This window comes from Pseudomonas sp. IPO3778, from assembly GCF_013386825.1.
Taxonomy (GTDB): Bacteria; Pseudomonadota; Gammaproteobacteria; order Pseudomonadales; family Pseudomonadaceae; genus Aquipseudomonas.
This window is the reverse complement of sequence record NZ_JACARC010000020.1, coordinates 45,367-70,959: the sequence shown is the minus strand read 5'-3', so window position 1 is coordinate 70,959 and position 25,593 is coordinate 45,367. Positions and strand designations below refer to the sequence as shown.

At 60.0% G+C, this 25,593-nt stretch carries 22 protein-coding genes; 14 read left to right on the top strand and 8 right to left on the bottom strand.

Annotation, left to right across the window (positions count from 1 at the left end; translation table 11 throughout):
• Positions 1-14: 14 nt before the first annotated feature.
• Genes crcB through HX855_RS08615 form a run of 4 tightly spaced genes read right to left on the bottom strand, consistent with a single transcriptional unit; the run spans position 15 to position 4,828 of the window.
• A complete protein-coding gene (gene crcB / locus HX855_RS08630; protein WP_177090034.1) occupies positions 15-389 on the bottom strand; it encodes a fluoride efflux transporter CrcB in 375 nt (124 codons plus the stop codon).
• Positions 386-1,711: a replication-associated recombination protein A gene (locus HX855_RS08625; RefSeq protein ID WP_177090035.1), complete on the bottom strand. Its 1,326-nt coding sequence runs from the start codon at positions 1,709-1,711 to the stop codon at positions 386-388. Before HX855_RS08625 ends, crcB begins: the two co-directional genes overlap by 4 nt.
• A 27-nt stretch (positions 1,712-1,738) precedes the next feature.
• Positions 1,739-2,362 (bottom strand): outer membrane lipoprotein chaperone LolA, encoded by a 624-nt coding sequence (lolA, locus tag HX855_RS08620; protein ID WP_177090036.1) that lies wholly within the window; start codon positions 2,360-2,362, stop codon positions 1,739-1,741.
• A 57-nt stretch (positions 2,363-2,419) separates the two neighbouring features.
• A complete protein-coding gene (locus HX855_RS08615; protein WP_177090037.1) occupies positions 2,420-4,828 on the bottom strand; it encodes a DNA translocase FtsK in 2,409 nt (802 codons plus the stop codon).
• Positions 4,829-5,315: 487 nt separating this feature from the next.
• Between HX855_RS08615 and aat the strand changes: the two genes are divergently transcribed.
• The 3 genes from aat (at position 5,316) to infA (ending at position 7,078) form a co-directional block, all read left to right on the top strand.
• Positions 5,316-5,996, top strand: coding sequence for a leucyl/phenylalanyl-tRNA--protein transferase (aat, locus tag HX855_RS08610; protein WP_177090038.1), 681 nt, complete (start codon positions 5,316-5,318; stop codon positions 5,994-5,996).
• Positions 5,997-6,051: 55 nt separating this feature from the next.
• Positions 6,052-6,759 (top strand): arginyltransferase, encoded by a 708-nt coding sequence (locus HX855_RS08605; RefSeq protein ID WP_017479517.1) that lies wholly within the window; start codon positions 6,052-6,054, stop codon positions 6,757-6,759.
• 100 nt (positions 6,760-6,859) lie between these two features.
• Positions 6,860-7,078: a translation initiation factor IF-1 gene (infA, locus tag HX855_RS08600; protein WP_002553999.1), complete on the top strand. Its 219-nt coding sequence runs from the start codon at positions 6,860-6,862 to the stop codon at positions 7,076-7,078.
• Between the two features lie 257 nt (positions 7,079-7,335).
• Here the strand turns inward: infA and clpA are convergent, their stop codons facing one another.
• Positions 7,336-9,606 carry an ATP-dependent Clp protease ATP-binding subunit ClpA gene (gene clpA / locus HX855_RS08595; protein ID WP_177090039.1) on the bottom strand — a complete coding sequence of 757 codons (2,271 nt, stop codon included), beginning with the start codon at positions 9,604-9,606 and terminating at the stop codon, positions 7,336-7,338.
• A gap of 29 nt (positions 9,607-9,635) precedes the next feature.
• Positions 9,636-10,004 (bottom strand): ATP-dependent Clp protease adapter ClpS, encoded by a 369-nt coding sequence (gene clpS / locus HX855_RS08590; RefSeq protein WP_003219604.1) that lies wholly within the window; start codon positions 10,002-10,004, stop codon positions 9,636-9,638.
• A 224-nt stretch (positions 10,005-10,228) separates the two neighbouring features.
• On the opposite strand from clpS, the gene cspD reads away from it, so the two are divergent.
• Positions 10,229-10,507 carry a cold shock domain-containing protein CspD gene (cspD, locus tag HX855_RS08585; RefSeq protein WP_177090040.1) on the top strand — a complete coding sequence of 93 codons (279 nt, stop codon included), beginning with the start codon at positions 10,229-10,231 and terminating at the stop codon, positions 10,505-10,507.
• A gap of 99 nt (positions 10,508-10,606) precedes the next feature.
• On the opposite strand, the gene icd is transcribed toward cspD, so the two are convergent.
• Positions 10,607-11,863: an NADP-dependent isocitrate dehydrogenase gene (icd, locus tag HX855_RS08580; protein ID WP_177090041.1), complete on the bottom strand. Its 1,257-nt coding sequence runs from the start codon at positions 11,861-11,863 to the stop codon at positions 10,607-10,609.
• Positions 11,864-12,357: 494 nt separating this feature from the next.
• Here icd and HX855_RS08575 point away from each other — a divergent pair, with 494 nt between their 5' ends.
• The 3 genes from HX855_RS08575 (at position 12,358) to HX855_RS08565 (ending at position 16,485) form a co-directional block, all read left to right on the top strand.
• The gene (locus tag HX855_RS08575) at positions 12,358-14,583 is read left to right on the top strand and encodes an NADP-dependent isocitrate dehydrogenase (RefSeq protein ID WP_177090042.1); all 2,226 of its coding nucleotides are present in this window, start codon (positions 12,358-12,360) and stop codon (positions 14,581-14,583) included.
• Between the two features lie 172 nt (positions 14,584-14,755).
• Positions 14,756-15,973 (top strand): serine hydrolase domain-containing protein, encoded by a 1,218-nt coding sequence (locus tag HX855_RS08570; RefSeq protein WP_375140066.1) that lies wholly within the window; start codon positions 14,756-14,758, stop codon positions 15,971-15,973.
• A 65-nt stretch (positions 15,974-16,038) separates the two neighbouring features.
• A complete protein-coding gene (locus HX855_RS08565; protein WP_177090043.1) occupies positions 16,039-16,485 on the top strand; it encodes an NUDIX hydrolase in 447 nt (148 codons plus the stop codon).
• Here the strand turns inward: HX855_RS08565 and HX855_RS08560 are convergent.
• Positions 16,482-17,168: a GntR family transcriptional regulator gene (locus HX855_RS08560; RefSeq protein WP_177090044.1), complete on the bottom strand. Its 687-nt coding sequence runs from the start codon at positions 17,166-17,168 to the stop codon at positions 16,482-16,484. The genes HX855_RS08565 and HX855_RS08560 overlap by 4 nt on opposite strands.
• A 362-nt stretch (positions 17,169-17,530) precedes the next feature.
• Here HX855_RS08560 and mnmA point away from each other — a divergent pair, with 362 nt between their 5' ends.
• From mnmA to aceA, 7 genes are all read left to right on the top strand, one after another.
• Entirely contained in the window at positions 17,531-18,655 is a 1,125-nt protein-coding gene (mnmA, locus tag HX855_RS08555) for a tRNA 2-thiouridine(34) synthase MnmA (RefSeq protein ID WP_177090045.1), read from the top strand.
• Positions 18,652-19,275: a high frequency lysogenization protein HflD gene (gene hflD / locus HX855_RS08550; RefSeq protein WP_177090046.1), complete on the top strand. Its 624-nt coding sequence runs from the start codon at positions 18,652-18,654 to the stop codon at positions 19,273-19,275. The genes mnmA and hflD overlap by 4 nt, the downstream gene beginning before the upstream one ends.
• Before the next feature lie 124 nt (positions 19,276-19,399).
• Entirely contained in the window at positions 19,400-20,770 is a 1,371-nt protein-coding gene (purB, locus tag HX855_RS08545; RefSeq protein WP_177090047.1) for an adenylosuccinate lyase, read from the top strand.
• 84 nt (positions 20,771-20,854) lie between these two features.
• Entirely contained in the window at positions 20,855-22,021 is a 1,167-nt protein-coding gene (locus HX855_RS08540; protein WP_177090048.1) for a cupin domain-containing protein, read from the top strand.
• Complete coding sequence (locus HX855_RS08535) at positions 22,014-22,436, top strand: GNAT family N-acetyltransferase (RefSeq protein WP_017479509.1); 423 nt, start codon at positions 22,014-22,016, stop codon at positions 22,434-22,436. The genes HX855_RS08540 and HX855_RS08535 overlap by 8 nt, the downstream gene beginning before the upstream one ends.
• A gap of 222 nt (positions 22,437-22,658) precedes the next feature.
• Positions 22,659-23,396, top strand: coding sequence for a secretin N-terminal domain-containing protein (locus HX855_RS08530; protein ID WP_177090049.1), 738 nt, complete (start codon positions 22,659-22,661; stop codon positions 23,394-23,396).
• A gap of 494 nt (positions 23,397-23,890) precedes the next feature.
• A complete protein-coding gene (gene aceA, locus HX855_RS08525) occupies positions 23,891-25,216 on the top strand; it encodes an isocitrate lyase (protein ID WP_003219577.1) in 1,326 nt (441 codons plus the stop codon).
• Positions 25,217-25,593 lie beyond the last annotated feature (377 nt).

Sequence of the window (25,593 nt, the reverse complement as noted above, 5' to 3'; positions counted from 1 at the left end):
CGGTCTCTCGTTTATCAAAGTTTGGTCAAGGACAGGCCAGCCCAGGTCGCGAGCAGCCCGCCGAACACGCTGATGGCCGCATAGCCTATCGCCAGCGGCACTTGCCCGCTCTCAAGCAGGCGCACCGTATCCAGTGAAAAAGATGAAAAGGTGGTCAGGCCGCCGAGGAAACCCACCATCAATCCGGCGCGCACCTCAATCGGCACTTCCGGGCGTAACAAAAACAGGCCGTAAAGCACGCCAATCAGCAGGCAGCCCACGATATTAACGGCCAGCGTCGCGGTATAGAAGTGCTTCGGCCAATTGGCATTGATCCAGTTGCCCGTCGCAAAGCGCAGCAGTGTACCTGCGATGCCGCCCACCGAGACGGCAACGATCAAAGGAATCATGATTTTCTCCGCTGCCTGGGGCTCAGGCGATCAAGTTGAGCAAGGTGATTGAGCTTCTCGCCGATCTTCAACTCCAGGCCGCGAGGCACCGGCTGGTAGAACGGCTGTGGCTCAAGGTCATCCGGGAAATAATCTTCGCCGGCCGCATAGGCGTCCGGCTCATCGTGGGCATAGCGGTATTCGTCGCCATAACCGAGCTGCTTCATCAGCTTGGTGGGTGCATTGCGCAGGTGCAGCGGCACTTCCAGTGAACCATGCTCGGCGGCGGCACGCAGGGCGGACTTGAAGCCCATGTACACCGCGTTGCTCTTCGGCGCACAAGCCAGGTAGGTGATGGCCTGGGCCACCGCCAGCTCGCCTTCCGGGCTGCCCAGGCGCTCCTGCACGTCCCAGGCGGCCAGGCACAGGCTCAGGGCGCGCGGGTCAGCGTTGCCGATGTCTTCGCTGGCCATGCGCACCACGCGCCGGGCGAGGTACAGCGGGTCGCAGCCACCGTCGATCATCCGCGCAAACCAGTACAACGCGCCGTCCGGGTTGGAACCGCGCACCGACTTGTGCAGCGCGGAAATCTGGTCGTAGAACGCTTCGCCACCCTTGTCGAAACGGCGACGGGTGTCCCCCAGCAGGCTTTGCAGCAGGTCGACGCCGATTTCGCTGCCGTCCTCTGCCAGGTCGGAAGCGTTCTCCAACAGGTTGAGAAAGCGTCGACCATCGCCATCAGCCGCCGTCAGCAGGATCTTGAAACCTTCCTCACTGACACTCAGCTGGCGCTTGCCCAAGCCTTTGTCTTCGGTCAGCGCCCGTTGCAACAGCTTCTGCATCGCGGCTTCGTCGAGGCTTTTGAGCACATAGACACGGGCCCGGGACAGCAAGGCGTTGTTCAGTTCAAAGGACGGATTTTCGGTAGTGGCGCCAATAAAGATCAGCGTGCCGTCTTCGACATACGGCAAAAACGCATCCTGCTGCGACTTGTTGAAGCGATGCACTTCGTCAACAAACAGGATGGTGCGCTTGCCGTATTGCCCGGCCTGCTGCTTGGCGACTTCCACCGCCTGGCGGATTTCCTTGACCCCGGCCAGCACCGCCGAAACCGTTTCGAAGTGTGCGTCCGAGACTTTCGCCAAGAGCCGCGCCAGGGTGGTTTTACCCACGCCCGGCGGCCCCCAGAAAATCATCGAGTGCAGCGCACCCTGCTCCAGGGCTTCGCGCAAAGGCTTGCCGCGAGCGAGCAGGTGTTCCTGCCCGACGTACTCGTCCAGGTTGGTCGAGCGCAGGCGCGCTGCCAAAGGCTGAGCAATCGGGTCACTTCGAAACAGGTCCATGGGCAGCGTTTGAAACCTCTAGGCAGATTATTCCTGGATCACGTCGGCACCCTTGGGGATGTCGAACTTGAACGTGGACGCCGGCACCGACTGGTTGGCCTTGACCCCGGAGAACAGGATATCGGTGCGCTGGCCAACACTGTCGATCAGGCGCATGTTGTTGATCACACCGTTGTTGAACGACAGGTTCAGGCTGTCGAACAGCGTGTCCTTGGACTTCGGCTTGAGCGTGAACTCAATCACGTTGCTGGTCTGCTTGGAGGTGATATCGAAACTCTGGCTGATCTGCGACACATCCCCCGACAGGAGCAGCGCCGGCGTCTGACTCAGGCGCGGATCAAGCTTCTTGATGGTCGCCTGCTCCAGGTCCGGGTCCCACAGGGTGACTTTCTGGCCATCGGAAACGATGGTCTGATCGTTGGGCGCGTCGGTTTTCCAGTAGAACAGCCCTGGACGCTGCACGGCCATTTCGCCGGCGGTTTGCTGCAGCTGAGTGCCGCCACCGTCCAGGGTCAACTGGGAGAAGCGCGCAGTCAGGGTCTTGGATTTGTCCAGCAGGTTGGTCAGGCTCGCCACGGAAGCCGGATCAGCGTGAGCCGAAACAGCAGTCAGGGCCAGTGCCGGCAACAACAGCATGCGGATAAGACGCATGGGAGTCCTCATAGATTCGTTTGCAAGGCGTGCCGCGTGTTGCCACGCGGCACGTAATCAGTCACGCATCTGCGCTGGCGCAATGACTTCGCGCGAGCCGTTGGTGTTCATCGAGGTGACCACGCCGGCCATTTCCATGGCTTCGATCATGCGCGCAGCCCGGTTGTAGCCAATCTTCAGCTTGCGCTGTACGGCGGAGATCGAGGCGCGGCGGCTCTCAAGGACGAACTGTACCGCTTCGTCGTAGAGCGCATCGGTCTCGGCATCATCGTCGCCACCGCTGCTGCCACCGTCGAAACCGCTGCCGGCCTCTTCGACGCCTGCGAGGATGTCGTCGTTGTATTCCGGGGCGCCGCGCAGTTTCCAGGCTTCCACCACACGGTGCACTTCATCGTCGGAGACGAAGGCGCCGTGGACACGGATCGGCAGGCTGGTGCCCGGCGGCATGTAGAGCATGTCACCGTGGCCCAGCAGTTGCTCGGCACCGCCCTGGTCGATGATGGTCCGGGAGTCGATCTTGCTCGACACCTGGAACGCCATGCGGGTCGGGATGTTGGCCTTGATCAGGCCGGTGATCACGTCCACCGACGGACGCTGGGTCGCGAGGATCAAGTGAATACCTGCAGCCCGTGCTTTCTGGGCGATACGGGCGATCAGCTCTTCGACCTTCTTGCCGACGATCATCATCATGTCGGCAAATTCGTCCACCACCACGACGATGGTCGGCAGCTTGGTCAACAGCGGCGCTTCGTCGTGAATGCTTTCGCGCTTGTACAGCGGGTCGGTCAGCGGTGTGCCGGCGTCCTGGGCTTCCTTGACCTTGGCGTTGAAGCCCGACAGGTTACGCACGCCCATCTTCGCCATCAGCTTGTAGCGCCGCTCCATCTCGGCGACGCTCCAGCGCAGGGCGTTGGCGGCGTCCTTCATGTCGGTCACCACCGGGCACAGCAGGTGGGGAATGCCTTCGTAGATCGACAGCTCAAGCATTTTCGGGTCGATCATGATCAGCTTGGCGTCTTCCGGGCCCGACTTGAACAGGATCGACAAGATCATCGCATTCACCCCCACCGACTTACCGGAACCGGTGGTACCGGCGACCAGCAAGTGGGGCATCTTCGCCAGGTCAGTAATGACCGGCTTGCCGCCGATATCGTGGCCCAGGGCCAGGGTGACCGGGGATTTGAAGTTGTCATATTCCGGGGTCGACAGCACTTCGGAGAAGCGCACGATCTGCCGGTCTTCGTTGGGAATCTCGATACCCACGGTGGTCTTGCCCGGAATCACTTCCACCACCCGCACACTGGTCACGGCCAGCGAACGCGCCAGATCCTTGGCCAGGTTGGAAATGCGGCTGACCTTCACGCCGGCAGCCGGCTGGATTTCGTAGCGGGTGATCACCGGGCCCGGGTGGATCGAATCCACCGAGACTTCGACGCCGAATTCCTTGAGTTTGATTTCCAGTAGGTGGCCAACAGCTGCCAGGGACTCGGGGGAATAGTTGAGCTGCTTCTTTTCCGCAGGATCGAGAATCGAGATCGGCGGCAAGGTGCCTTCCACGGCGCTGTCGACAAACAGGGGGGCCTGCTTCTCTTTCTGCACGCGGTGGCTTGGCTCGGGCGCCTTGGTCGGCGCAGGCGCGATCACCGGCGGCACCTGCTTCTCGCGGTCCGACATGTGCTTGGTCAGGGCCTGTTCACGTTCGATCAGGCGCTCCTTGACCTTGGCCTGCTCACGCCGGTCCGGCGTGCTCGGGGCCACCACCTCGTTGACGCGGGTATCCACCTCGCGCAACTGCGCAACCATGCGTTTGCGATCCACCCGGGCCGACCACCAGCGATTGGCGGCGCCCTGGAACAGCTCCAGCAGGTCGAGGGTGATCTTGCCGGTCACGTCCATGACCTTGAACCAGGACAGGTCGGTAAACACGGTGAGGCCAAACAGGAACAGCGCAATGAACATCAGGGTGCTGCCCTGGATATTCAGGGTTCTGCGGGCCAGGTCGCCCAGGCTTTCGCCCAATGCGCCGCCGGCACCGGCCGGCAAACCGGTGGGTGCGTGGAAATGGATATGGGCCAGGGCCGCACCCGACAGTACCAGGAACACCAGGCCGATCAGGCGCCAGGAGAACAGCCAGCCGCTCCACTGCCACGGCTCATGGCGCTGGCGGAAGATCTGCCAGGTCTTGATGGCCAGCAGCAACGGGAAGATATAAGCGAAGTAACCCAGCACCATGAACAGGATATCGGCGCTGTAGGAGCCGGCCGGGCCGCCGAAGTTCTGCACGTCTTCGATCTTGCTGTTATGGCTCCAGCCCGGATCGTCCTTGCCATAGGTGAGCAAGGCCATCATCAGGAACAGGCACAGGGCGCCGATGGCGATCAGCGCACCTTCCTTGAGTCGGTAGTGCAGGTGCTGGCGCCAGGCGGGCACGACTGCGGCTTTAGGTGTTGCGGCGGATTTCTTCAAAACGGGTCTTTTCCTGCGCTTTTAGCGCGTCCATCTATTGAATGACTGCAAAATACTGCCCAATCCGGGCAGGTAAAAAATGAACGAGTGCCAGTGAAGCTACTTTTAACACTCTGCAACTGATTCATGAAACGGCGATAACGCCTGAATGGCCGCATTGTACGGGTTTGTGTGAGCGATGCCACGCACTTGGCCCCACGTTACACAGCATAGCCAATGTTCAGTTTGATACCGTTCAATTTGAGCATGCATTGTCTTTACTGACAAAGGCTTATGAGCTGTTTTTGCCAATCCAGGCTAGCTTGCCGACCGACGTACGCGATTACGACCACGGCCCCGGCATAGAGTTGCAGGAACACCCATTCATGCTTATCTGCACCGATCCCATGTTCGGGGTAGCCCCAGAGCGTTTCGTCGACAATAATCACAGCTCTTGCAACGGGCAACATCGCCGTTACCGCCCTCCCCTTCCGTAAGCCTGGATGCCATGCTGACCTGGTTACAACGCAACACCCTGACGTTTCCACCGCTGGCCAAGGCCATGCGCGAACCCAATGGCCTGCTCGCCGCCGGTGGCGACCTGTCGGCCGACCGTTTGATCCAGGCCTACCGCCACGGCTGCTTTCCCTGGTTCTCGGAAGGCCAACCTATCCTCTGGTGGTCGCCCGACCCGCGCACCGTACTGTTCCCGGATGAGCTGCATGTTTCCCGCAGCCTCGGCAAACTGTTGCGCCAGCAGCGCTACACCGTGACCTTCGACCAGGACTTCGCCGCCGTCATCCAGGCCTGTGCGGCGCCACGCAGTTATGCCGACGGCACGTGGATCACCGAAGCCATGCAAAGCGCCTACCTGCAACTGCACCAGCGCGGCTATGCGCATTCGGTGGAGGTCTGGGACCAGGGCGAACTGGTGGGCGGCCTGTACGGCCTGGCCATGGGCCAATTGTTCTTTGGCGAATCGATGTTCAGCCGCGCCGACAATGCCTCGAAGTTCGGCTTTGCCACCCTGGTCAGGCAATTGCAGGCATGGGGCTTTGTGCTGATCGATTGCCAGATGCCCACCGATCACCTGCACAGCCTCGGCGCCCGCGCCATTCCCCGCAGCGACTTTGCCCACTACCTGCGCGACCATTTGGACCAAACCAGCTCTGCGCCATGGGTTTCCTAGGCGACTTCCCCGCACCTGGCTTACACTTATTTCAAAGCTTATCCGAGGGTTGATCATGACCGAGCTGGCGCGTTTGAAGTTTTATGCCACTCAACCCCACTCTTGCAGCTATCTGCCCGATGAGCAGGCCACCACGCTGTTCCTCGACCCCAGTCAGCCGATGGACGTGCATGTGTATGCCGATTTGTCGGAAATGGGCTTCCGGCGCAGCGGCGACCACCTTTACCGGCCCCACTGCCAGAACTGCAACGCCTGCGTACCGGCGCGCATCCCGGTGGCGCAGTTCCTGCCGGACCGTAACCAGAAACGCATCCTCAAGCGCAATGCCGACTTGACCGTCACCGCCGCCAAACCCGGTTTCAGCGAAGAGTACTTCGACCTGTACCAACGCTACATTGAACAGCGTCACGCTGACGGCGATATGTTCCCGCCCAGCCGCGATCAGTTTTCCACGTTCCTGGTACGCGACCTGCCCTTCTCGCGCTTTTATGAGTTCCGGCTCGAAGGACGCCTGGTCGCCGTCGCCGTCACCGACCTGCTGCCCAACGGCCTGTCGGCGGTCTACACCTTTTATGAGCCTGCAGAGGAACGCCGCAGCCTGGGACGTTTTGCGATCCTGTGGCAAATCGGCGAAGCGTTGCGCATGGAATTGGAGGCGGTGTACCTCGGATACTGGATCAAAAACTGCAAAAAGATGAACTACAAGACCCAATATCGGCCCATCGAGCTGCTAATTAACCAAAGATGGGTCACCTTGAACTAGAACCTCTTGGCTTAAACACCCTTTTTCGGGCACAATGCACGCCGCTTTTGCCTGGCGCAGTTGCACCGGGCCATTCACTGGATACCGAGGGCTTTACTGCATGTCGAAAGAAGACAGCTTCGAAATGGAAGGCACTGTCGTCGACACCCTGCCCAACACCATGTTTCGTGTGGAGTTGGAAAATGGGCACGTCGTAACCGCGCATATCTCCGGCAAGATGCGCAAGAACTACATTCGTATTCTTACCGGTGACAAAGTGCGCGTCGAACTGACGCCCTATGACTTGAGCAAAGGGCGCATCACTTACCGCGCCCGTTAATCAAGTCAATACAAAACGCCCGGTTATGCCGGGCGTTTTTGTGTGTGCGCCATTTAACAGTCGCCACATTACCCTGTGGGAGCTGGCTTGCCTGCGATAGCGGTCTGTCAGTTACTGCATGCTTGACTGGCCCACCGCCATCGCAGGCAAGCCAGCTCCCACAGTTGATCTTCACCGGTTGATAGGTATCGACCCACCCATTATCCAGATAGCAAAAAGGCGCCTCTCGGCGCCTTTTGCTTTGTTGCAGTCAGCTATCAGGCCATTTCCGCCGTGGTTTCGAACTCGAAGGTCAACTCGCCATCCTTCAGGTCGATATGCACCACGCCACCATGGTCTGCCAGTTCGCCGAACAGGATCTCTTCCGCCAGCGGGCGCTTGATCTTGTCCTGGATCAGGCGAGCCATTGGTCGAGCCCCCATTGCCGCGTCGTAGCCACCTTCTGCCAGCCAGTTGCGCGCCGCGTCCGTGACTTCCAGCTGCACGCGCTTGTCTTCCAACTGCGCCTGAAGCTCGGTGAGGAACTTGTCCACCACGCTTTTGATGACCTCATGGCTGAGGCGACCAAACTGGATAATGGTGTCCAGGCGGTTGCGGAATTCCGGCGTGAAACTCTTCTTGATCACTTCCATGGCGTCGGAAGAGTGATCCTGATGAGTAAAGCCGATGGAAGCCCGCGCGGCCGTTTCGGCACCGGCGTTGGTGGTCATGATCACGATCACGTTGCGGAAGTCCGCCTTGCGCCCGTTGTTGTCGGTCAGGGTGCCGTGGTCCATCACCTGTAACAGCAGGTTGAAGACTTCCGGGTGTGCCTTCTCGATTTCATCGAGCAGCAGTACGCAATGTGGCTGCTTGGTGATCGCCTCGGTCAACAGGCCGCCCTGGTCGAAGCCGACATAGCCCGGAGGCGCACCGATCAGGCGCGACACAGTGTGGCGCTCCATGTATTCGGACATGTCGAAACGCACCAGCTCGATCCCCATGGCCTTGGCCAGTTGCCGCGCCGCTTCGGTCTTGCCCACACCGGTAGGCCCGGCGAACAGGAACGAACCGACCGGCTTGTCCGGCGACTTGAGGCCGGCACGGGACAGCTTGATCGCGGTGGACAGCGAGTCGATGGCCGCATCCTGACCAAACACGGTCAGCTTGAGGTCACGCTCCAGGTTACGCAGCAGCTCCCTGTCGGAAGTGTTGACGTGTTTTGGCGGAATCCGCGCGATCTTCGCCACGATGTCCTCGACCTGAGGCACGTCGATGCGCTTCACACGCTTCTCGACCGGCTGCAGGCGCTGGTAAGCACCCGCCTCGTCGATCACGTCGATGGCCTTGTCCGGCATGTGCCGGTCATTGATGTAGCGCGACGCCAGCTCAGCGGCTGCACGCAACGCTTCATCGGTGTACTCGATGCCATGGTGCGCTTCGAAACGCCCCTTGAGCCCGCGCAGGATGCCGATGGTGTCTTCAACCGAAGGCTCGGACACGTCCACTTTCTGGAAGCGGCGCGCCAGGGCACGGTCTTTTTCGAAGATCCCGCGAAACTCCTGGAACGTGGTCGAACCGATGCAACGGATATCACCCGAAGACAGCAGCGGTTTGAGCAGGTTAGAAGCGTCCATCACGCCACCGGACGCCGCACCGGCACCGATGATGGTGTGGATCTCGTCAATGAACAGGATCGCCTGCGGACGTTTTTTCAGCTCGCCGAGCAACGCTTTGAAGCGTTTCTCGAAGTCGCCACGGTACTTGGTCCCGGCGAGCAACGCGCCCAGGTCAAGGGAGTAGACGACGCTGTTGGCCAGCAGGTCTGGCACCTGATTATCAACAATGCGCTTGGCCAGGCCTTCGGCAATCGCGGTTTTACCCACGCCTGCTTCACCCACCAACAGCGGGTTGTTCTTGCGGCGGCGCGCCAGGATCTGCGCCACGCGCTCAACTTCCAGCTCACGCCCTACCAGCGGATCGATCCGCCCCTGGCGCGCCAGTTCGTTGAGGTTGCTGGCATAAGCATCCAGCGGGTTGCTCGAAGAAGAAGACTCACCGCCCTCGTCATCCTGCATATCCTGCTCACCTTCTGAGTGATCGCCATGCCCTGGCACTTTGGAAATGCCATGGGCGATGTAGTTGACGACATCAATACGGGCAACGCTTTGCTGCTTGAGCAGGAACACAGCCTGGCTTTCCTGCTCGCTGAAGATCGCCACGAGCACGTTGGCCCCTGTGACTTCTCGCTTGCCGGAGCTCTGTACGTGGAAAACGGCACGCTGCAGTACCCGCTGGAAGCCCAGGGTTGGCTGGGTCTCGCGGTCCTCGTCATGAACGGGGATCAACGGCGTGGTGGAGTCGATAAACTCCTGCAGGTCATGCTTGAGTTTGTCGAGGTTGGCACCACACGCACGCAGTACGGTGGCGGCAGCTTCGTTATCCAAAAGTGCCAGCAGCAGGTGCTCGACGGTCATGAATTCATGACGCTTCGAACGGGCCTCCTTGAAGGCAAGATTGAGGGTGACTTCGAGCTCGCGGTTTAACATAGCTTCACCTCATACCCAAGTGGTCGGCGTTAACCGTCCTTCTCGATTTCACAGAGTAGCGGATGCTGGCTTTCCCTGGCGTACTGGTTGACCTGCATGGCCTTTGTCTCGGCGATGTCGCGGGTAAACACTCCACATACTGCCCGTCCTTCTGTGTGAACGGCCAGCATTACCTTGGTCGCCAACTCGCGGTTCAGGTTAAAAAACACCTCGAGCACTTCGACGACGAAATCCATCGGTGTGTAGTCATCGTTGAACAAAACCACCTTGTACATCGGCGGCGCCTGTAAAGCAGGCTTGGCCTCCTGAACAGCAATGCCTGCAGAACCGTCGTCGTCCTCTTGATGATCCGGGCGATCCTGATTGAATGTTAGTCGAATCTGGCTGATTGCATGCATGGAAAGAAAGGTTCGTCAGTGGTTCAAATACAGTGGTGGGGGCGGCCTGTCAGAATTTCAACTCTGACCGACTGGTCGCCTTGACTATCGGCAAATCGGTGTTACAACCAATAGAACCCACAGTGGGTAAAAAAGGTCCGCGCAGTCAACCTTATTTATTCGGGTTAGGACGGATAAACTGGATGATACTCCAGTGATGGAGTCTGGTGCAGAGGGATATGGGCATGGCAAGTGGTAAGGTCAAGTGGTTTAACAATGCCAAGGGTTACGGCTTCATTAATGAAGACGGCAAGACTGAAGACCTTTTTGCGCATTATTCGGCTATCCAGATGGATGGCTATAAAACCCTGAAGGCAGGACAACCCGTCTCCTTCGAGATAATCCAGGGACCAAAAGGACTGCACGCGGTGGCTATTACGAACGCCGCTGAAAAGCTTTCCAGCCAGCATCACGAAAAAAGTCACGACACGCATCACGCTCAGGCAGAACGCACCGCTCACTGAAAAAACGAAAACCAATGGCCTGATCAGCCACTGAGCCAAGCGTTGCGCAAAAAACCGGCCCTCCTGACAACTCAGGAGGGCCGTTTTTTTATAGCTCCGTTACATATGCGAAATCAGCGCATCCCCGAACGCCGAGGAAGACAGCAGCTTGGCGCCCTCCATCAAGCGATGGAAGTCATAGGTCACGGTCTTGGCCGAAATCGCACCATTGGTGCCCTTGATGATCAAGTCAGCTGCCTCCGTCCAGCCCATGTGACGCAGCATCATTTCCGCCGACAGGATCAGCGAACCTGGGTTGACCTGGTCCTTGCCGGCATACTTCGGTGCGGTACCGTGGGTGGCTTCGAACATCGCCACGGTGTCGGACAGGTTGGCGCCCGGCGCAATCCCGATACCGCCCACTTCCGCCGCCAGGGCGTCAGACAGGTAGTCACCATTAAGGTTAAGAGTGGCGATCACGTCATATTCAGCCGGGCGCAGCAGGATCTGCTGGAGCATGGCGTCGGCGATAGCGTCCTTGACCACCACGTTCTTGCCGGTGCGCGGGTTCTTGAACTGCATCCACGGCCCGCCATCCAGCAGGGTCGCGCCGAACTCTTCAGCTGCCACTTCGTAGGCCCATTCCTTGAAGGCACCTTCGGTGAACTTCATGATGTTGCCTTTGTGCACGATGGTCAGCGAGTCGCGGTCGTTGTCCACGACATACTGCAAGGCCTTGCGCGCCAGGCGCTTGGTGCCTTCCAGGGACACCGGCTTGACGCCGATCCCGCAGTTCTGGTCGAAACGGATCTTGGTGACGCCCATCTCTTCCTTAAGGAACTTGATGACCTTGATCGCTTCCGGGGAGCCTGCCTTCCACTCGATGCCGGCGTAGATGTCCTCGGAGTTCTCACGGAAGATGGTCATGTCCACATCGCCAGGCTTCTTGACCGGGCTTGGCACGCCTTCAAACCAGCGCACCGGGCGCAGGCACACATAAAGGTCGAGTTGTTGACGCAGGGCCACGTTCAGGGAACGGATGCCGCCACCGACCGGAGTGGTCAGGGGGCCCTTGATGGACACCACGTAATCCTTGACCGCATCCAGGGTTTCCTGGGGCAGCCAGGTGTCCTGATCGTAAACCTGAGTGGCCTTTTCGCCGGCATACACCTCCATCCAGGAGATTTTGCGCTTGCCGCCATAAGCCTTGTTAACAGCTGCATCGACAACCTTGATCATCACCGGGCTGATGTCGACGCCAATACCGTCACCTTCAATGAAGGGGATGATCGGGTTGTCAGGAACATTGAGAGAATGGTCTGCATTGACGGTGATTTTGTCGCCGACTGCCGGAACCTGAATCTTCTTGTATCCCATGCTGAACTCCATCTATGGATTGAACATCTGGCTGCGTTCGAGCCTACTCCAGATAAATGAGGACTGAAACCTCAGGCCCGGCACATTTTCGTCGAAAACAGCACATTTGACGGCCTACAAGCTTGAAATCAAAGGGAAAAGCGCCAATCTTGAGCACATGGTGCGCCAGTGGGCGCGATTCGCTGCCTGCGACCTTTAGACCAATGGACGACACACCTTTTGTATGAAGGCTCGGCGTAAGCATAGCGACCTATGTATAATGCCGCCGCTGACCAAAGAGTCACGACGGCTGACCGCTCTAGAACGAAGCCCTCCGCCAGAAAAGCCGAACTACTACAGTAGCTCACCCGCTTGACGCTCGACTGATGCAACCCAACATCACCGCGAAGAAACTTCGACATTTCGCTCATGGATGACTTTGAACGAACGCGCTTTACCCGGCGCATCTCGAGTTTCTGCGCATGCTTTCAGCAAAGAAGAGAGTTAATCCGAATATGCCCACCCGCTCGAAGATCATCTACACCTTCACCGACGAAGCCCCAGCCCTCGCCACCTATTCACTGCTGCCTATCGTAGAGGCCTTCACCGCTTCCGCTGATATTGCCGTGGAAACCCGCGACATTTCCCTGGCCGCGCGCATCCTCGCAAGCTTCCCCGAGCAACTGGGCGCCAAGGCTATCCCGGACCACCTCGCCGAACTGGGCGACCTGGCCGTTACGCCTGAAGCCAACATCATCAAGCTGCCGAACATCAGTGCCTCGACCCCACAGCTGCAAGCTGCGATCAAGGAACTGCAGGCCCAGGGCTACGCCCTGCCGGACTACCCGGAAACCGTAACCACCGACGCGGAAAAAGAAACCCGTGCACGTTACGACAAGGTCAAGGGCAGCGCCGTGAACCCGGTACTGCGCGAAGGCAACTCCGACCGCCGCGCACCGCTGTCGGTCAAGAACTACGCGCGCAAGCACCCGCACAAAATGGGCGCCTGGGCTGCCGACTCCAAGTCCCACGTGGCTCACATGAGCAACGGCGACTTCTACGGCAGCGAGAAATCCGTGCAGATCGAAGCGGCCGACGCCGTCAAAATCGAACTGATTGCCAAAGACGGCACCGCGACCGTCCTGAAAGAAAAAACCAGCGTACAAGCGGGCGAGATCATCGACACCGCCGTGCTGAGCAAAAAAGCCCTGCGCAGCTTCATCGCCGCTGAAATCGACGACGCCAAGAAACAAGGCGTACTGCTGTCGGTTCACTTGAAAGCCACCATGATGAAGGTCTCCGACCCGATCATGTTCGGCCAGATCGTTGCCGAGTTCTACAAAGACGCCCTGGCCAAGCACGCTGACGTGCTGGCACAGATCGGCTTTAACCTGAACAACGGCATCGGCGACCTGTACGCCCGCATCAAGGCCCTGCCGGCCGATCAGCAAGCGCAGATCGAAGCCGACATCCAGGCGGTGTACGCCGCGCGTCCGTCCCTGGCCATGGTCAACTCGGACAAAGGCATCACCAACCTGCACGTGCCGAGCGACGTCATCGTCGACGCCTCGATGCCTGCCATGATCCGTGACTCCGGCAAAATGTGGGGCACCGACGGCCAACTGCACGACACCAAGGCGGTGATCCCGGATCGCTGCTACGCCACCATCTACCAGGCGGTGATCGAAGAGTGCAAGGCAAACGGTGCCTTCGACCCAACCACCATGGGCAGCGTGCCAAACGTTGGCCTGATGGCGAAAAAAGCCGAAGAATACGGCTCCCACGACAAGACCTTCCAGATCAAGGCTGACGGCGTGGTCCGCGTCACCGACAGCAAGGGCAACCTGCTGATGGAACAGACGGTTGAAGCCGGCGACATCTTCCGCATGTGCCAGACCAAAGACGCGCCGATCCAGGACTGGGTCAAACTGGCCGTCAACCGTGCCCGCGCCAGCAACACCCCGGCCATCTTCTGGCTGGACCCACAGCGCGCGCACGACGGCGTCGTGGTCGAGAAAGTTCAGGCCTACCTGAAAGACCACAACACCGAAGGCCTGGACATCCGCATCATGTCGCCCGTCGACGCGATGAAGTTCACCCTGGAGCGCACCCGTAAAGGCCTGGACACCATCTCGGTAACCGGCAACGTACTGCGCGACTACCTGACCGACCTGTTCCCGATCATGGAACTGGGCACCAGCGCCAAGATGCTGTCGATCGTGCCGCTGATGAACGGTGGCGGCCTGTTCGAAACCGGCGCCGGCGGTTCGGCACCGAAGCACGTACAGCAACTGGTTGAAGAGAACTTCCTGCGCTGGGATTCCCTGGGCGAGTTCCTGGCCCTGGCCGCTTCCCTTGAGCATTTGGGTGTGACGTACAACAACCCGAAAGCCCTGGTGCTGTCCAAGACCCTGGACCAGGCCACCGGCCAGTTCCTCGACAACAACAAGTCGCCATCGCGCAAAGTCGGCAACATCGACAACCGCGGCAGCCACTTCTACCTGGCGCTGTACTGGGCTCAGGCCCTGGCCGCCCAGACCGAAGACACTGCACTGCAAGCGCAGTTCGGCGAACTGGCCAAAACCCTGACCGCGAACGAGGCAACCATCGTTGCCGAGCTCAATGCCGTCCAGGGCAAGCCAGTGGACATCGGTGGCTACTACGCGCCGAACCCGGAACTGACCAGCAAAGCCATGCGCCCAAGCAACACCCTCAACGCGGCAATCGCTGCGCTGGTTTGATGCTCTACGGTGCCGCCGCATGAGGATCGCTCGCTAATCCTTGTGTGACAGGAAAATCCGGAATTCGAAAGGATTCCGGATTTTTTTTGCCTGCTTTTCAGGAACGGGCGCAGTCCTTGCCTTGTCTTCTTATTGCTCCAACCCTCGAAAAACAATAAATAAGGACGTTCCCATGCCAAAAAACCTCCTACAGGTACTGACCTACTCATCGGCGCTCGCCCTGCTGACGGCCTGCGCGGGCACTTCAAGCCCCTCCCCCCACGTTCAAGAACCGATCGGCGACGTACAGACCATGTACGACGGCAAACTCAGCGAACAAGCCGCCGTCAGCACCTTCCGCAATATCGATCGTCTGTTCCCGGTGCGCACCATCAAGGCTGGCGGCCACCCATTTCCCTTGCCACGCCGCAGCCAACCGCTGGGCCCGGTTGAATTCGACTACGAAGGCAAACATTACAGCCTCGACGACTACGTCACCCTCAACCGGGTAACAGGCCTGCTGGTGATCAAGGACGGCCAGGTCGTTACTGAACGCTACGAAAAAGGCAACACGCCGGACACTCGATGGATGTCGATGTCAGTGGCCAAGTCGATTACCTCAACCCTTGTGGGCGCCGCACTGCAGGACGGCTCGATCAAAAGCCTGGATGACAAAGTGACCCTCTACCTGCCCGCACTCGCCGGCAGCGGTTATGACCAGGCCACCGTCCGCCAGGTCCTGGCGATGCGCTCCGGAGTCAAATGGAGTGAGAAATACGCTGACCCCACATCAGACCGGCGCATGATGCTCAAGCTGCAAACCGAACAAGTACCTGGCTCCGCCCTCAAGTTCATGGCGAGCCTGCCCAGCGCCGCACCCCCTGGCACTCGCACCAACTACAGTACCGGCGAGACACAAGTACTGGGCCAACTGGTCAGCGCTGCCGTGGGTAAACCCCTGGCGCAGTACCTGAGCGAAAAAATCTGGGCACCGTACGGGATGCAAACCGACGCCAACTGGTGGCTCGACGGCCCCAATGGCAACGAGGTAGGTGGCAGCGGCATCAGCGCAACGCTTGAAGATTACGGGCGCTTCGGGCAGTTCGTACTTAGCGGCGGCAAAGCCGGCGATAAACAGGTCCTGCCCAACGGCTGGATGAGCTTCGCCAGCGCCACCACCGGCACCGACCCGGCGTACGGCGACTTTGCTTCCATGTGGTGGCCCGCATGGACCGCCGCCTCCAAGGCAGACAAAGCCTTCACGGCCGCGGGGATTTTCGGCCAGTTTGTCTACATCAATCCGACTCAAAACGTGGTGATCGTCGTATGGCAAGCGCAAACCAAAGCCACGGGCGGCGAAGTAATTGACGACATGGTCGCCTTCGACGCCATTACCAAGGCCGCGAAGTAACCGGCAGGGGCGCTCCCGGCGGGCGCCCCTGTATGATGTTTCTCTGATCCCTCGAGACGCCCCCAATGACCTGGCTCCCCCACATCACCGTCGCCACCATCGTCGAAGACAACGGCCGCTTCCTGATGGTCGAAGAACTCAAGGGCGGCCGCGCTGTGCTGAATCAGCCCGCCGGCCACCTCGACCCGAACGAGACCCTGACCGAAGCCGCCGTGCGCGAAACCCTCGAAGAAACTGGCTGGGACGTCGAAGCCACCGGCATCGTCGGGATCTACCTGTACACCGCCCCCAGCAACGGCGTGACTTATCAGCGGGTGTGCTTCACCGCGAACGCCGTGAAACACCACCCGGACTATCAACTGGACGACGGAATCGTGCGCGCCCGCTGGCTGACCCGTGACGAATTGATGACCCTGCGCGAGGACTGGCGCAGCGAGCTGATCATCCGCTGCATTGACGATTACCTGGCCGGCCAGCGCCACAGCCTTGAACTGATCCGCCCTTCCCTTTAAGCCTGATGCTGCTTGCGCGCTTCGCTGAGCATAGACAGGGTCAACTTGCGCACTTCCAGCTTGCTGATTTCCACGTGGGAGCGCAGCAGCAACAGCGCTTCATCGCGCTTGCGCGCCTGCAAGGCCTTGAGGATGGCGGCGTGCTCCAGGTAGGTGTGTTCGATACGTGCGCTTTTAAGGAAGTCGAGCCGGCGCACGATACGGATACGCTCGGTGACACCCTGGTGTACGCGGGCCATCTCCAGGTTGCCGGACGCTTCCACCAGACCGGTATGAAAATATTCGTCCATATCCGCCACCCGTTGCATGTCGCTGTGCCAATGTTCACGCGGCACCAACCACTGCTGGCGCAACCCATCCAGGGCCGGGTGCACCTCGGCGGACTGGCAAATGCGCTCGACGGCGGCTGACTCCAGCACGATGCGCAGGTCATACAGCTGGTCGATCTGTACGAAGTCCAGCGGCTTGACCGACCAGCCCCGACGAAACTCCACATCGAGATACCCCTCGCGCTGCAAGCGGTACAAGGCATCGCGCACGGGCGTGCGCGAGACCTGATAACGCGCAGCCAATTGGGTCTCGGTGAAACGATCCTGGGGCAGCAGGTAGAAATCGAAGATCTCCTGCTTCAGCCGGCGATAAACGTCTTCGGCCAGGGCATTGGTTGCATACAGGCTGTTCACAGTGTCTCCTTCAGGTACTGAGGTCGATGCTGACGTGGGCAGCGTGCACCCAGCCGCAGAAATAACCATCCTGGACATCGGGGATACCCGCGATTAATGAGCGCAAGAAGTATCGGAAATGGGTGAGTGCATTCATGTATACAAGGCACTAAGCATCTCCCATGCCAAGCACTGCCAAGGCCCGAGCCATGGGGGCTTGCGCTGGTATACGGGTATGTTTGCGCGCAGGGCGCCGTCTCGTTTTAGCGCGCGACGCAGCCCTTCGCGCCGAAACGGCGCATCGGGATGCGCCCTTCTCTTTAGCCTTGCTGGCGCGAGCCTGCTAGAATCGCGTCCTTTTTAAAGACTCCCGTTGAAACCCTATGCGTGATCCAGCCCCTTCTGACACACAAAAGAAGCGCGTCATCGTCGGCATGTCCGGCGGCGTGGATTCTTCCGTTTCCGCCGTTCTGCTCATGGAGCAGGGTTATGAGGTGGAAGGCCTGTTCATGAAGAACTGGGAAGAAGACGATGGAACGGAATATTGCACCGCCATGGACGACCTGGCAGATGCCCAGGCCGTCTGCGACAAAATCGGCATCAAGCTGCACACCGCCAACTTCGCCGCCGAGTACTGGGACAACGTGTTCGAACACTTCCTGGCCGAATACAAGGCCGGTCGCACGCCGAACCCGGACATCCTGTGTAACCGCGAAATCAAGTTCAAGGCGTTCCTCGACTACGCGATGATCCTCGGCGCCGACCTGATCGCTACCGGTCACTACGTGCGCCGTCGCGACATTGATGGCCGTACCGAACTGCTCAAGGGCCTGGACGCGAACAAGGACCAGAGCTATTTCCTGCACGCCGTCGGCGGCGAACAGATCGCCAAGACCCTGTTCCCGGTGGGCGAGCTGGAAAAACCCGAAGTGCGCGCAATTGCCGAGAAACACGGCCTGGCCACGGCCAAGAAGAAGGATTCCACCGGAATCTGCTTTATCGGCGAACGCCGTTTCAGCGACTTCCTCAAGCAGTACCTGCCGGCGCAACCGGGCGAGATCAAAACCACCGAAGGCGAAATCATCGGCCGTCACCACGGTTTGATGTACCACACCATCGGCCAGCGCCAGGGCCTGGGCATCGGCGGCTTGAAAGACGCCGGCGACGAGCCGTGGTACGTGCTGGTCAAGGACCTGGAGCACAACGAGCTGATCGTGGGCCAGGGCAATGACCACCCCTGGCTGTTCTCCCGCGCCCTGCTCGCGTCGGACATTTATTGGGTGAACCCGGTGGACCTGAGCAGCCCGCGCCGCCTCACGGCCAAAGTGCGCTATCGCCAGAGCGACCAGCCGTGCACCCTGGAAAAAACCGCCACCGGCTATCGCGCCACCTTCGACGACCCACAGCGCGCCGTAACGCCCGGCCAATCGGTGGTGTTCTATGACGCAGAGATTTGCCTGGGGGGCGGCGTGATCGAAGTTGCCGAACCCTGGAGCAGCCAGGCATGAGCCCGACCCAGGAGCAATTGACAGCACTGGGCGGCGTGTTTCTCGCCGCGGTGCTGGTGGACAAGATCGCCAAGACCGGCCAGGTCACCGAGGCAGGCCTGACCTGCATGCTCGGCAGCTTGCTGATCCGCGACCCCAAGGACACCCTGGAAGTGTACGGCGGCGACGACCTGGCCCTGCGTGAAGGTTATCGTGCGCTGGTCGGCGCCCTGGAGCGCGACCCGAGCACCTTGCAACGCGAACCGCTGCGCTACGCCCTGTCAATGCTCGGCCTGGAACGTCAGCTGGCCAAGCGCGACGACCTGCTGGAAACCATCGGCAAGCGCCTGCCGCAGATTCAGTCCCAGGTGGAGCACTTCGGCCCGGCTCACGAAAACGTGATCGCAGGCTGTGGCGCCCTGTACCAGGACACCCTGAGCACCTTGCGCCAGCGGATCCAGGTGCACGGCGACATGCGCAACCTGCAACAACCGAACAACGCCTCGAAAATCCGCGCCCTGCTCCTGGCCGGTATTCGTTCGGCACGGCTGTGGCGCCAGTTGGGTGGCCATCGCTGGCAGTTGGTGATCAGCCGTCGCAAATTGCTGAGAGAGCTTTACCCGTTGATGCGCAACGAATAAGTCGCCGCAACCGATTTTTTTATCGCCCCACGCGTAATACGCCGGTCAGTTGGCAACGGACCGGCGGATTTTTTCATGTATGATACGCGCCCCATTTCGTTGCCCGACTGTCCGAGAACACCCCATGCAGCTTTCTTCGCTCACTGCGGTTTCCCCTGTTGACGGCCGCTACGCCGGCAAAACCCAGGCCCTGCGCCCTATTTTCAGCGAATACGGCTTGATCCGTGCTCGTGTTCTGGTTGAAGTGCGCTGGCTCCAGCGCCTGGCCGCTCACCCCGCCATCAGCGAAGTGCCGGCGTTTTCCGCCGAAGCCAACGCGGTGTTGAACGCCCTGGCGGAAAACTTCGCCCTGGAGCACGCCGAGCGTGTCAAAGAGATCGAGCGCACCACCAACCACGACGTAAAAGCCATCGAATACCTGCTCAAAGAGCAAGCGGCCAAGCTGCCGGAACTGGCCAAGGTCAGCGAGTTCATCCACTTTGCCTGCACCAGCGAGGACATCAACAACCTGTCCCACGCCCTGATGTTGCGCGAAGGCCGTGATGACGTGATGCTGCCACTGATGCGCCAGACCGCCGACGCTATCCGCGAACTGGCGATCCGTTTCGCCGACGTGCCGATGCTGTCGCGCACCCACGGCCAGCCGGCTTCGCCGACCACCCTGGGTAAAGAACTGGCCAACGTGGTGTACCGCCTGGAGCGTCAGATCGTTCAAGTGGCCGCCGTGCCGCTGCTGGGCAAGATCAACGGCGCCGTAGGCAACTACAACGCTCACCTGTCGGCCTACCCCGAGATCGACTGGGAAGAAAACGCCCGCGCCTTCATCGAAGACGAGCTGGGCCTGGGCTTCAACCCGTACACCACGCAGATCGAACCCCACGACTACATCGCCGAGCTGTTCGACGCAATTGCGCGTTTCAACACCATCCTGATCGACTTCGATCGCGATATCTGGGGCTACATCTCCCTGGGCTATTTCAAGCAGCGCACCATTGCCGGTGAAATCGGTTCGTCGACCATGCCGCACAAGGTCAACCCGATCGACTTCGAAAACTCCGAAGGCAACCTCGGCATCGCCAACGCCCTGTTCCAGCACCTGGCCAGCAAGTTGCCGATCTCCCGCTGGCAGCGCGACCTGACCGACTCCACCGTACTGCGCAACCTCGGCGTGGGCTTTGCCCACAGCGTGATTGCGTACGAAGCCAGCCTCAAAGGCATCAGCAAACTGGAACTCAACGCGCAGAAAATCGCCGCTGACCTGGACGCTTGCTGGGAAGTACTGGCTGAGCCGATCCAGACCGTGATGCGCCGCTACAACATCGAAAACCCGTACGAGAAGCTCAAAGAGCTGACCCGCGGCAAGGGCATCACCTCCGAAGCCCTGCAAACGTTCATCGACGGCCTGGACATGCCAGCCGCCGCCAAGGCTGAGCTGAAACTGCTCACCCCGGCCAACTACATCGGCAACGCTGTGGCCCAAGCCAAACGCATCTGATAGCTGCTTGACCCTTTGAGACGCCCGGCAGCGCCGGGCGTTTTTATTCCCGTCTGAAAAGTGCTTTTTTTCAATAGGTTACACATGAATCCTGATATTCCTCTTCAACTTCTGGGCGGCATCACGGCACGCGAGTTCCTGCGCGACTACTGGCAGAAAAAACCCCTGCTGATCCGCCAGGCCATTCCTGATTTCGAAAGCCCGATCGACGCCGACGAACTGGCCGGCCTGGCGCTGGAAGAAGAAGTCGAGTCGCGCCTGATCATCGAACACGGCGAGCGTCCGTGGGAGCTGCGTCGCGGCCCGTTCGCCGAAGATGCGTTCAGCGCCCTGCCCGAGCGCGAGTGGACCCTGCTGGTGCAGGCCGTCGACCAGTTCGTGCCGGAAGTGGCCGAATTGCTGGAAAACTTCCGCTTCCTGCCAAGCTGGCGCATCGACGACGTGATGATCAGCTACGCCGCCCCGGGTGGCAGCGTGGGTCCGCACTTCGACAACTACGACGTGTTCCTGCTGCAAGGTTCCGGCAAGCGCAACTGGAAGATCGGCCAGATGTGCAACTCCGAAAGCCCGCTGCTGCAACACGCGGACCTGCGCATCCTCGCCGACTTCGAAGAAACCGCCGAATGGGTACTGGAACCGGGCGACATGCTTTACCTGCCGCCGCGCCTGGCCCACTGCGGTGTCGCGGTCGATGATTGCATGACCTACTCCGTGGGCTTCCGCGCCCCGAGCGCCGCTGAAGTGTTGACTCACTTCACCGACTTCCTCAGCCAGTACCTGACCGACGAAGAGCGCTACACCGACGCCGACGCCCAGCCGGTCAGCGACCCGCACCAGATCCAGGGCGACGCCCTCGACCGCCTGAAGAGCCTGCTGGCCGAGCACATGAGCGACGAGCGCATGCTGCTGACCTGGTTCGGCCAATTCATGACCGAGCCACGCTACCCGGAACTGGTTGCCGGCCCGGAAGTGGAAGAAGAAGACCTGCTGGGCAGCCTGGAAGACGGCGCCGTGCTGATCCGCAACCCGAGCGCCCGCCTGGCCTGGTCCGAGGTGGACGACGACCTGCTGCTGTTCGCCAGTGGCCAGAGCCGCCTGTTGCCGGGCAAGCTGCGGGAATTGCTGAAGCTGGTCTGCGCCGCTGACGCGCTGCACACCGACAACCTCGGCCCATGGCTGGCGGATGAAGACGGCCGCAACCTGCTGTGCGAACTGGTCAAGCAAGGGAGCCTGGGGTTTGCCGATGAATAAGATTCACGTAAGTGTCGCGGACTGGCAAAAGGATATCGCCGAGATACGGCGCATTCGTGAAGCGGTATTTATCGCTGAACAATCGGTTCCACCGGAGCTGGAGTGGGATGCTGACGACGCAGGTGCTGTGCACTTCCTGGCGTTCGAAGGCGACTTTCCCATCGGCACCGCCCGCCTGCTGCCTACCGGCGAAATCGGGCGCGTGTCAGTCCTCAAGGACTGGCGCGGCCTGAAAGTGGGCGACAAGCTGATGGAAGCGGTGATCGGCGAGGCCGAGAAACGCGGCCAGACCCGGCAGATTCTCAGTGCACAGGTCCACGCAGCGCCGTTTTACGAGCGCCTGGGCTTCAAGATTGTCAGCGATGAGTTCCTGGAAGTCGGGATTCCTCACGTTGATATGGTGCGCGAGGGCTGACTTTAGTCCGAGTCGCTCCCATCGCAGGCAAGCCAGCTCCCACAGGAGAATGCATTCCAAATGTGGGAGCTGGCTTGCCTGCGATAGCGGCATCAGCAACACCCCAAAAGGCCCTGCCATCCACCGATGCCAGGGCCTTTTGCCGTCCAGGATTCAACTTGCGGGCTACAAAGCCGACAAACTGGCACTATCTAGCCTAAATGACTCGCAGAGATAACGGACATGTCCCTACGCACCCTGCTCACCACTGTGCTCCTCGCCACCAGCTTCTCGGTGATGGCCGCCACTGAAGTCGTGCCCCTGAGCAACCGCACCAGCGCCGACCTGCTGCCCGTGGCACAGAACTTTATCGGCAAGGACGGCACCGTCAGCGCCTACGGCAACCAACTGATCGTGAATGCCGAGCCGGACAAGATCCAGGGCCTGCGCGCTCTGCTCTCGCAACTGGACACGCCCTCCAAACGCCTGCTGATCACCGTCGACACCAACGAGAACAACCAGCAAAGCAACGGCAACAATCAAACCCAAGTGATCACCTACAGCACTGAAAGCCGCGACGGCGGGATCCAGCAGATCCAGGCCAGCGAAGGCGTGCCCGCACTGATCCAGGTCGGCCAGAGCGTTCCGCTCACCACCACCCAGCCCGACACCTATGGTCGCCCGCAAAACCAGACGCAATATCGCAACGTGACCCAGGGCTTTTACGTCACCGCCAGCGTCACCGGCGAGACCGTTCACCTGAACATCAGTACCAATCGTGACCGCATGAGCCAGGAACGTCCCGATGTAGTGAACGTGCAAAGTACCGACACAACAGTCAGCGGACGCCTGGGTGAATGGATCACTCTGGCCGGGATCAATCGCCAGACTCAGGCCGACAAAAGCACTACAACCCGCAGCTACTCTACTCAGGGGCGCGATGACCTGACCTTGCGGGTCAAAGTCGACACCCTGAACTGAAGCACCAAAAACTGACTGATGAGTCGTATTAGACTAAAGATGTAGTGCCTGAAAAAAAGCACTACAAAACATTTGACGATCCAAAAAAGCATGGGCATGATGGCCTCGCTCCCGCTAATCAGGGGCCCTGGCAAGGGCCTTCGGATCGTCGCTCCAAGCTACCCACCTGAGCCGATTCGTGTCTGTACCGCCCACAAGGTGTGTTTGACGAGGTTGCGACTGGAACGAAGTTGTCCCGAGGGACGGAAGCTAACCAGGTAACCCGGCAACACACTGATGGATCGTACAAAGGCCCACGACGCCCGAAGACCGTTCGCAGTTCGCCCTTACCTGCTCAACTCCCCCCTTGAGCCACTCGTTCATCCCGTCGCCATCCCCGCCAAGCCTGACTTGACCGCCTAAGCTTCTGGTCAGCGAGCAGCCATCACCACGCACCGATACGTGGCTGGCAAATGGAATTTTCCACCTAGACCTATGCGACGAGGTTTTCCCCCATGGCACTGACACGCGAACAGCAAATTGCAGCCCTTGAAAAAGACTGGGCCGAAAACCCACGCTGGAAAGGCGTGACCCGCGCTTATTCCGCTGCTGACGTCGTCCGCCTGCGTGGCTCGGTTCAACCTGAGCACACTTTTGCAAAACTCGGCGCCGAGAAGCTGTGGAAGCTGGTCACCCAAGGTGCCAAGCCGTCCTTCCGCCCAGAGAAAGATTTCGTCAACTGCATGGGCGCCCTGACGGGCGGCCAAGCGGTTCAACAGGTAAAAGCCGGTATCCAGGCGATCTACCTGTCCGGCTGGCAAGTGGCAGCGGACAACAACTCCGCTGAATCCATGTACCCCGACCAATCGCTGTACCCGGTGGACTCCGTGCCAACCGTGGTCAAGCGCATCAACAACTCGTTCCGCCGCGCCGACCAGATCCAGTGGAAAGCCGGCAAAGGCCCGGGCGACGAAGGCTACATCGACTACTTCGCACCGATCGTTGCAGACGCTGAAGCCGGTTTCGGCGGCGTACTGAACGCCTACGAGCTGATGAAGAGCATGATCGAGGCAGGCGCTGCCGGCGTTCACTTCGAAGACCAACTGGCTTCGGTGAAGAAATGCGGCCACATGGGCGGCAAGGTTCTGGTGCCAACCCAGGAAGCGGTGCAGAAGCTGACGGCGGCGCGCCTGGCGGCCGACGTGGCCGGCACGCCGACCATCATCCTGGCCCGTACCGATGCCAACGCGGCTGACTTGCTGACCTCGGATTGCGACCCGTACGACCAGCCGTTCGTGACGGGCGAGCGCACTCAGGAAGGCTTCTACAAAGTGCGCGCCGGTCTCGACCAGGCCATCGCTCGCGGCCTGGCCTACGCGCCGTATGCCGACCTGATCTGGTGCGAAACCGCCAAGCCGGACCTGGACGAAGCTCGCCGCTTTGCTGAAGCGATCAAGAAGGAATACCCGGACCAACTGCTGTCCTACAACTGCTCGCCTTCTTTCAACTGGAAGAAGAACCTGGACGACGCGACCATCGCCAAGTTCCAGCGTGAACTGTCCGCCATGGGCTACAAGCACCAGTTCATCACCCTGGCCGGCATTCACAACATGTGGCACAGCATGTTCAACCTGGCGCACGACTACGCCCGCAACGACATGACGGCCTACGTGAAACTGCAGGAGCAGGAATTCGCTGACGCCGCCAAGGGTTACACCTTCGTGGCGCACCAGCAGGAAGTGGGCACCGGCTACTTCGACGACATGACCACCGTGATCCAGGGCGGCACCTCGTCCGTGACCGCGCTGACCGGCTCGACTGAAGAAGAACAGTTCCACTGAGTCACTGAGTACACGGCCATTGCGGCCCCAAGGAAGACCTAACCGCAATGCCGCACGATCTGACGCCCCGACTGGTTCGGGGCGTTTTTTTTTGCGCCGTTTTTAACGTGCAGGTGGATTGTGTACATATCCGTTTTTGCGGTTAAGGCTGCTATTGGTTCCGCTCTTACAGCGGGTCACTTTTGAAAGGAGCCCAAAAGTAACCAAAAGGCTCTTGCCCCACCACTCGGCACCTCGCTTAGGCTCGGTGTGCCCTCAGCTCCGGTATTACTCCGCGGGCCGCCGCGACGGGGCGTCCCTGCCCCGTCGCGGCTAAACCGGCGTCCTGCCGGTTTACCCGCTCCGTAATACCTGCGTTCGGCCAGCGTGGTTAACGG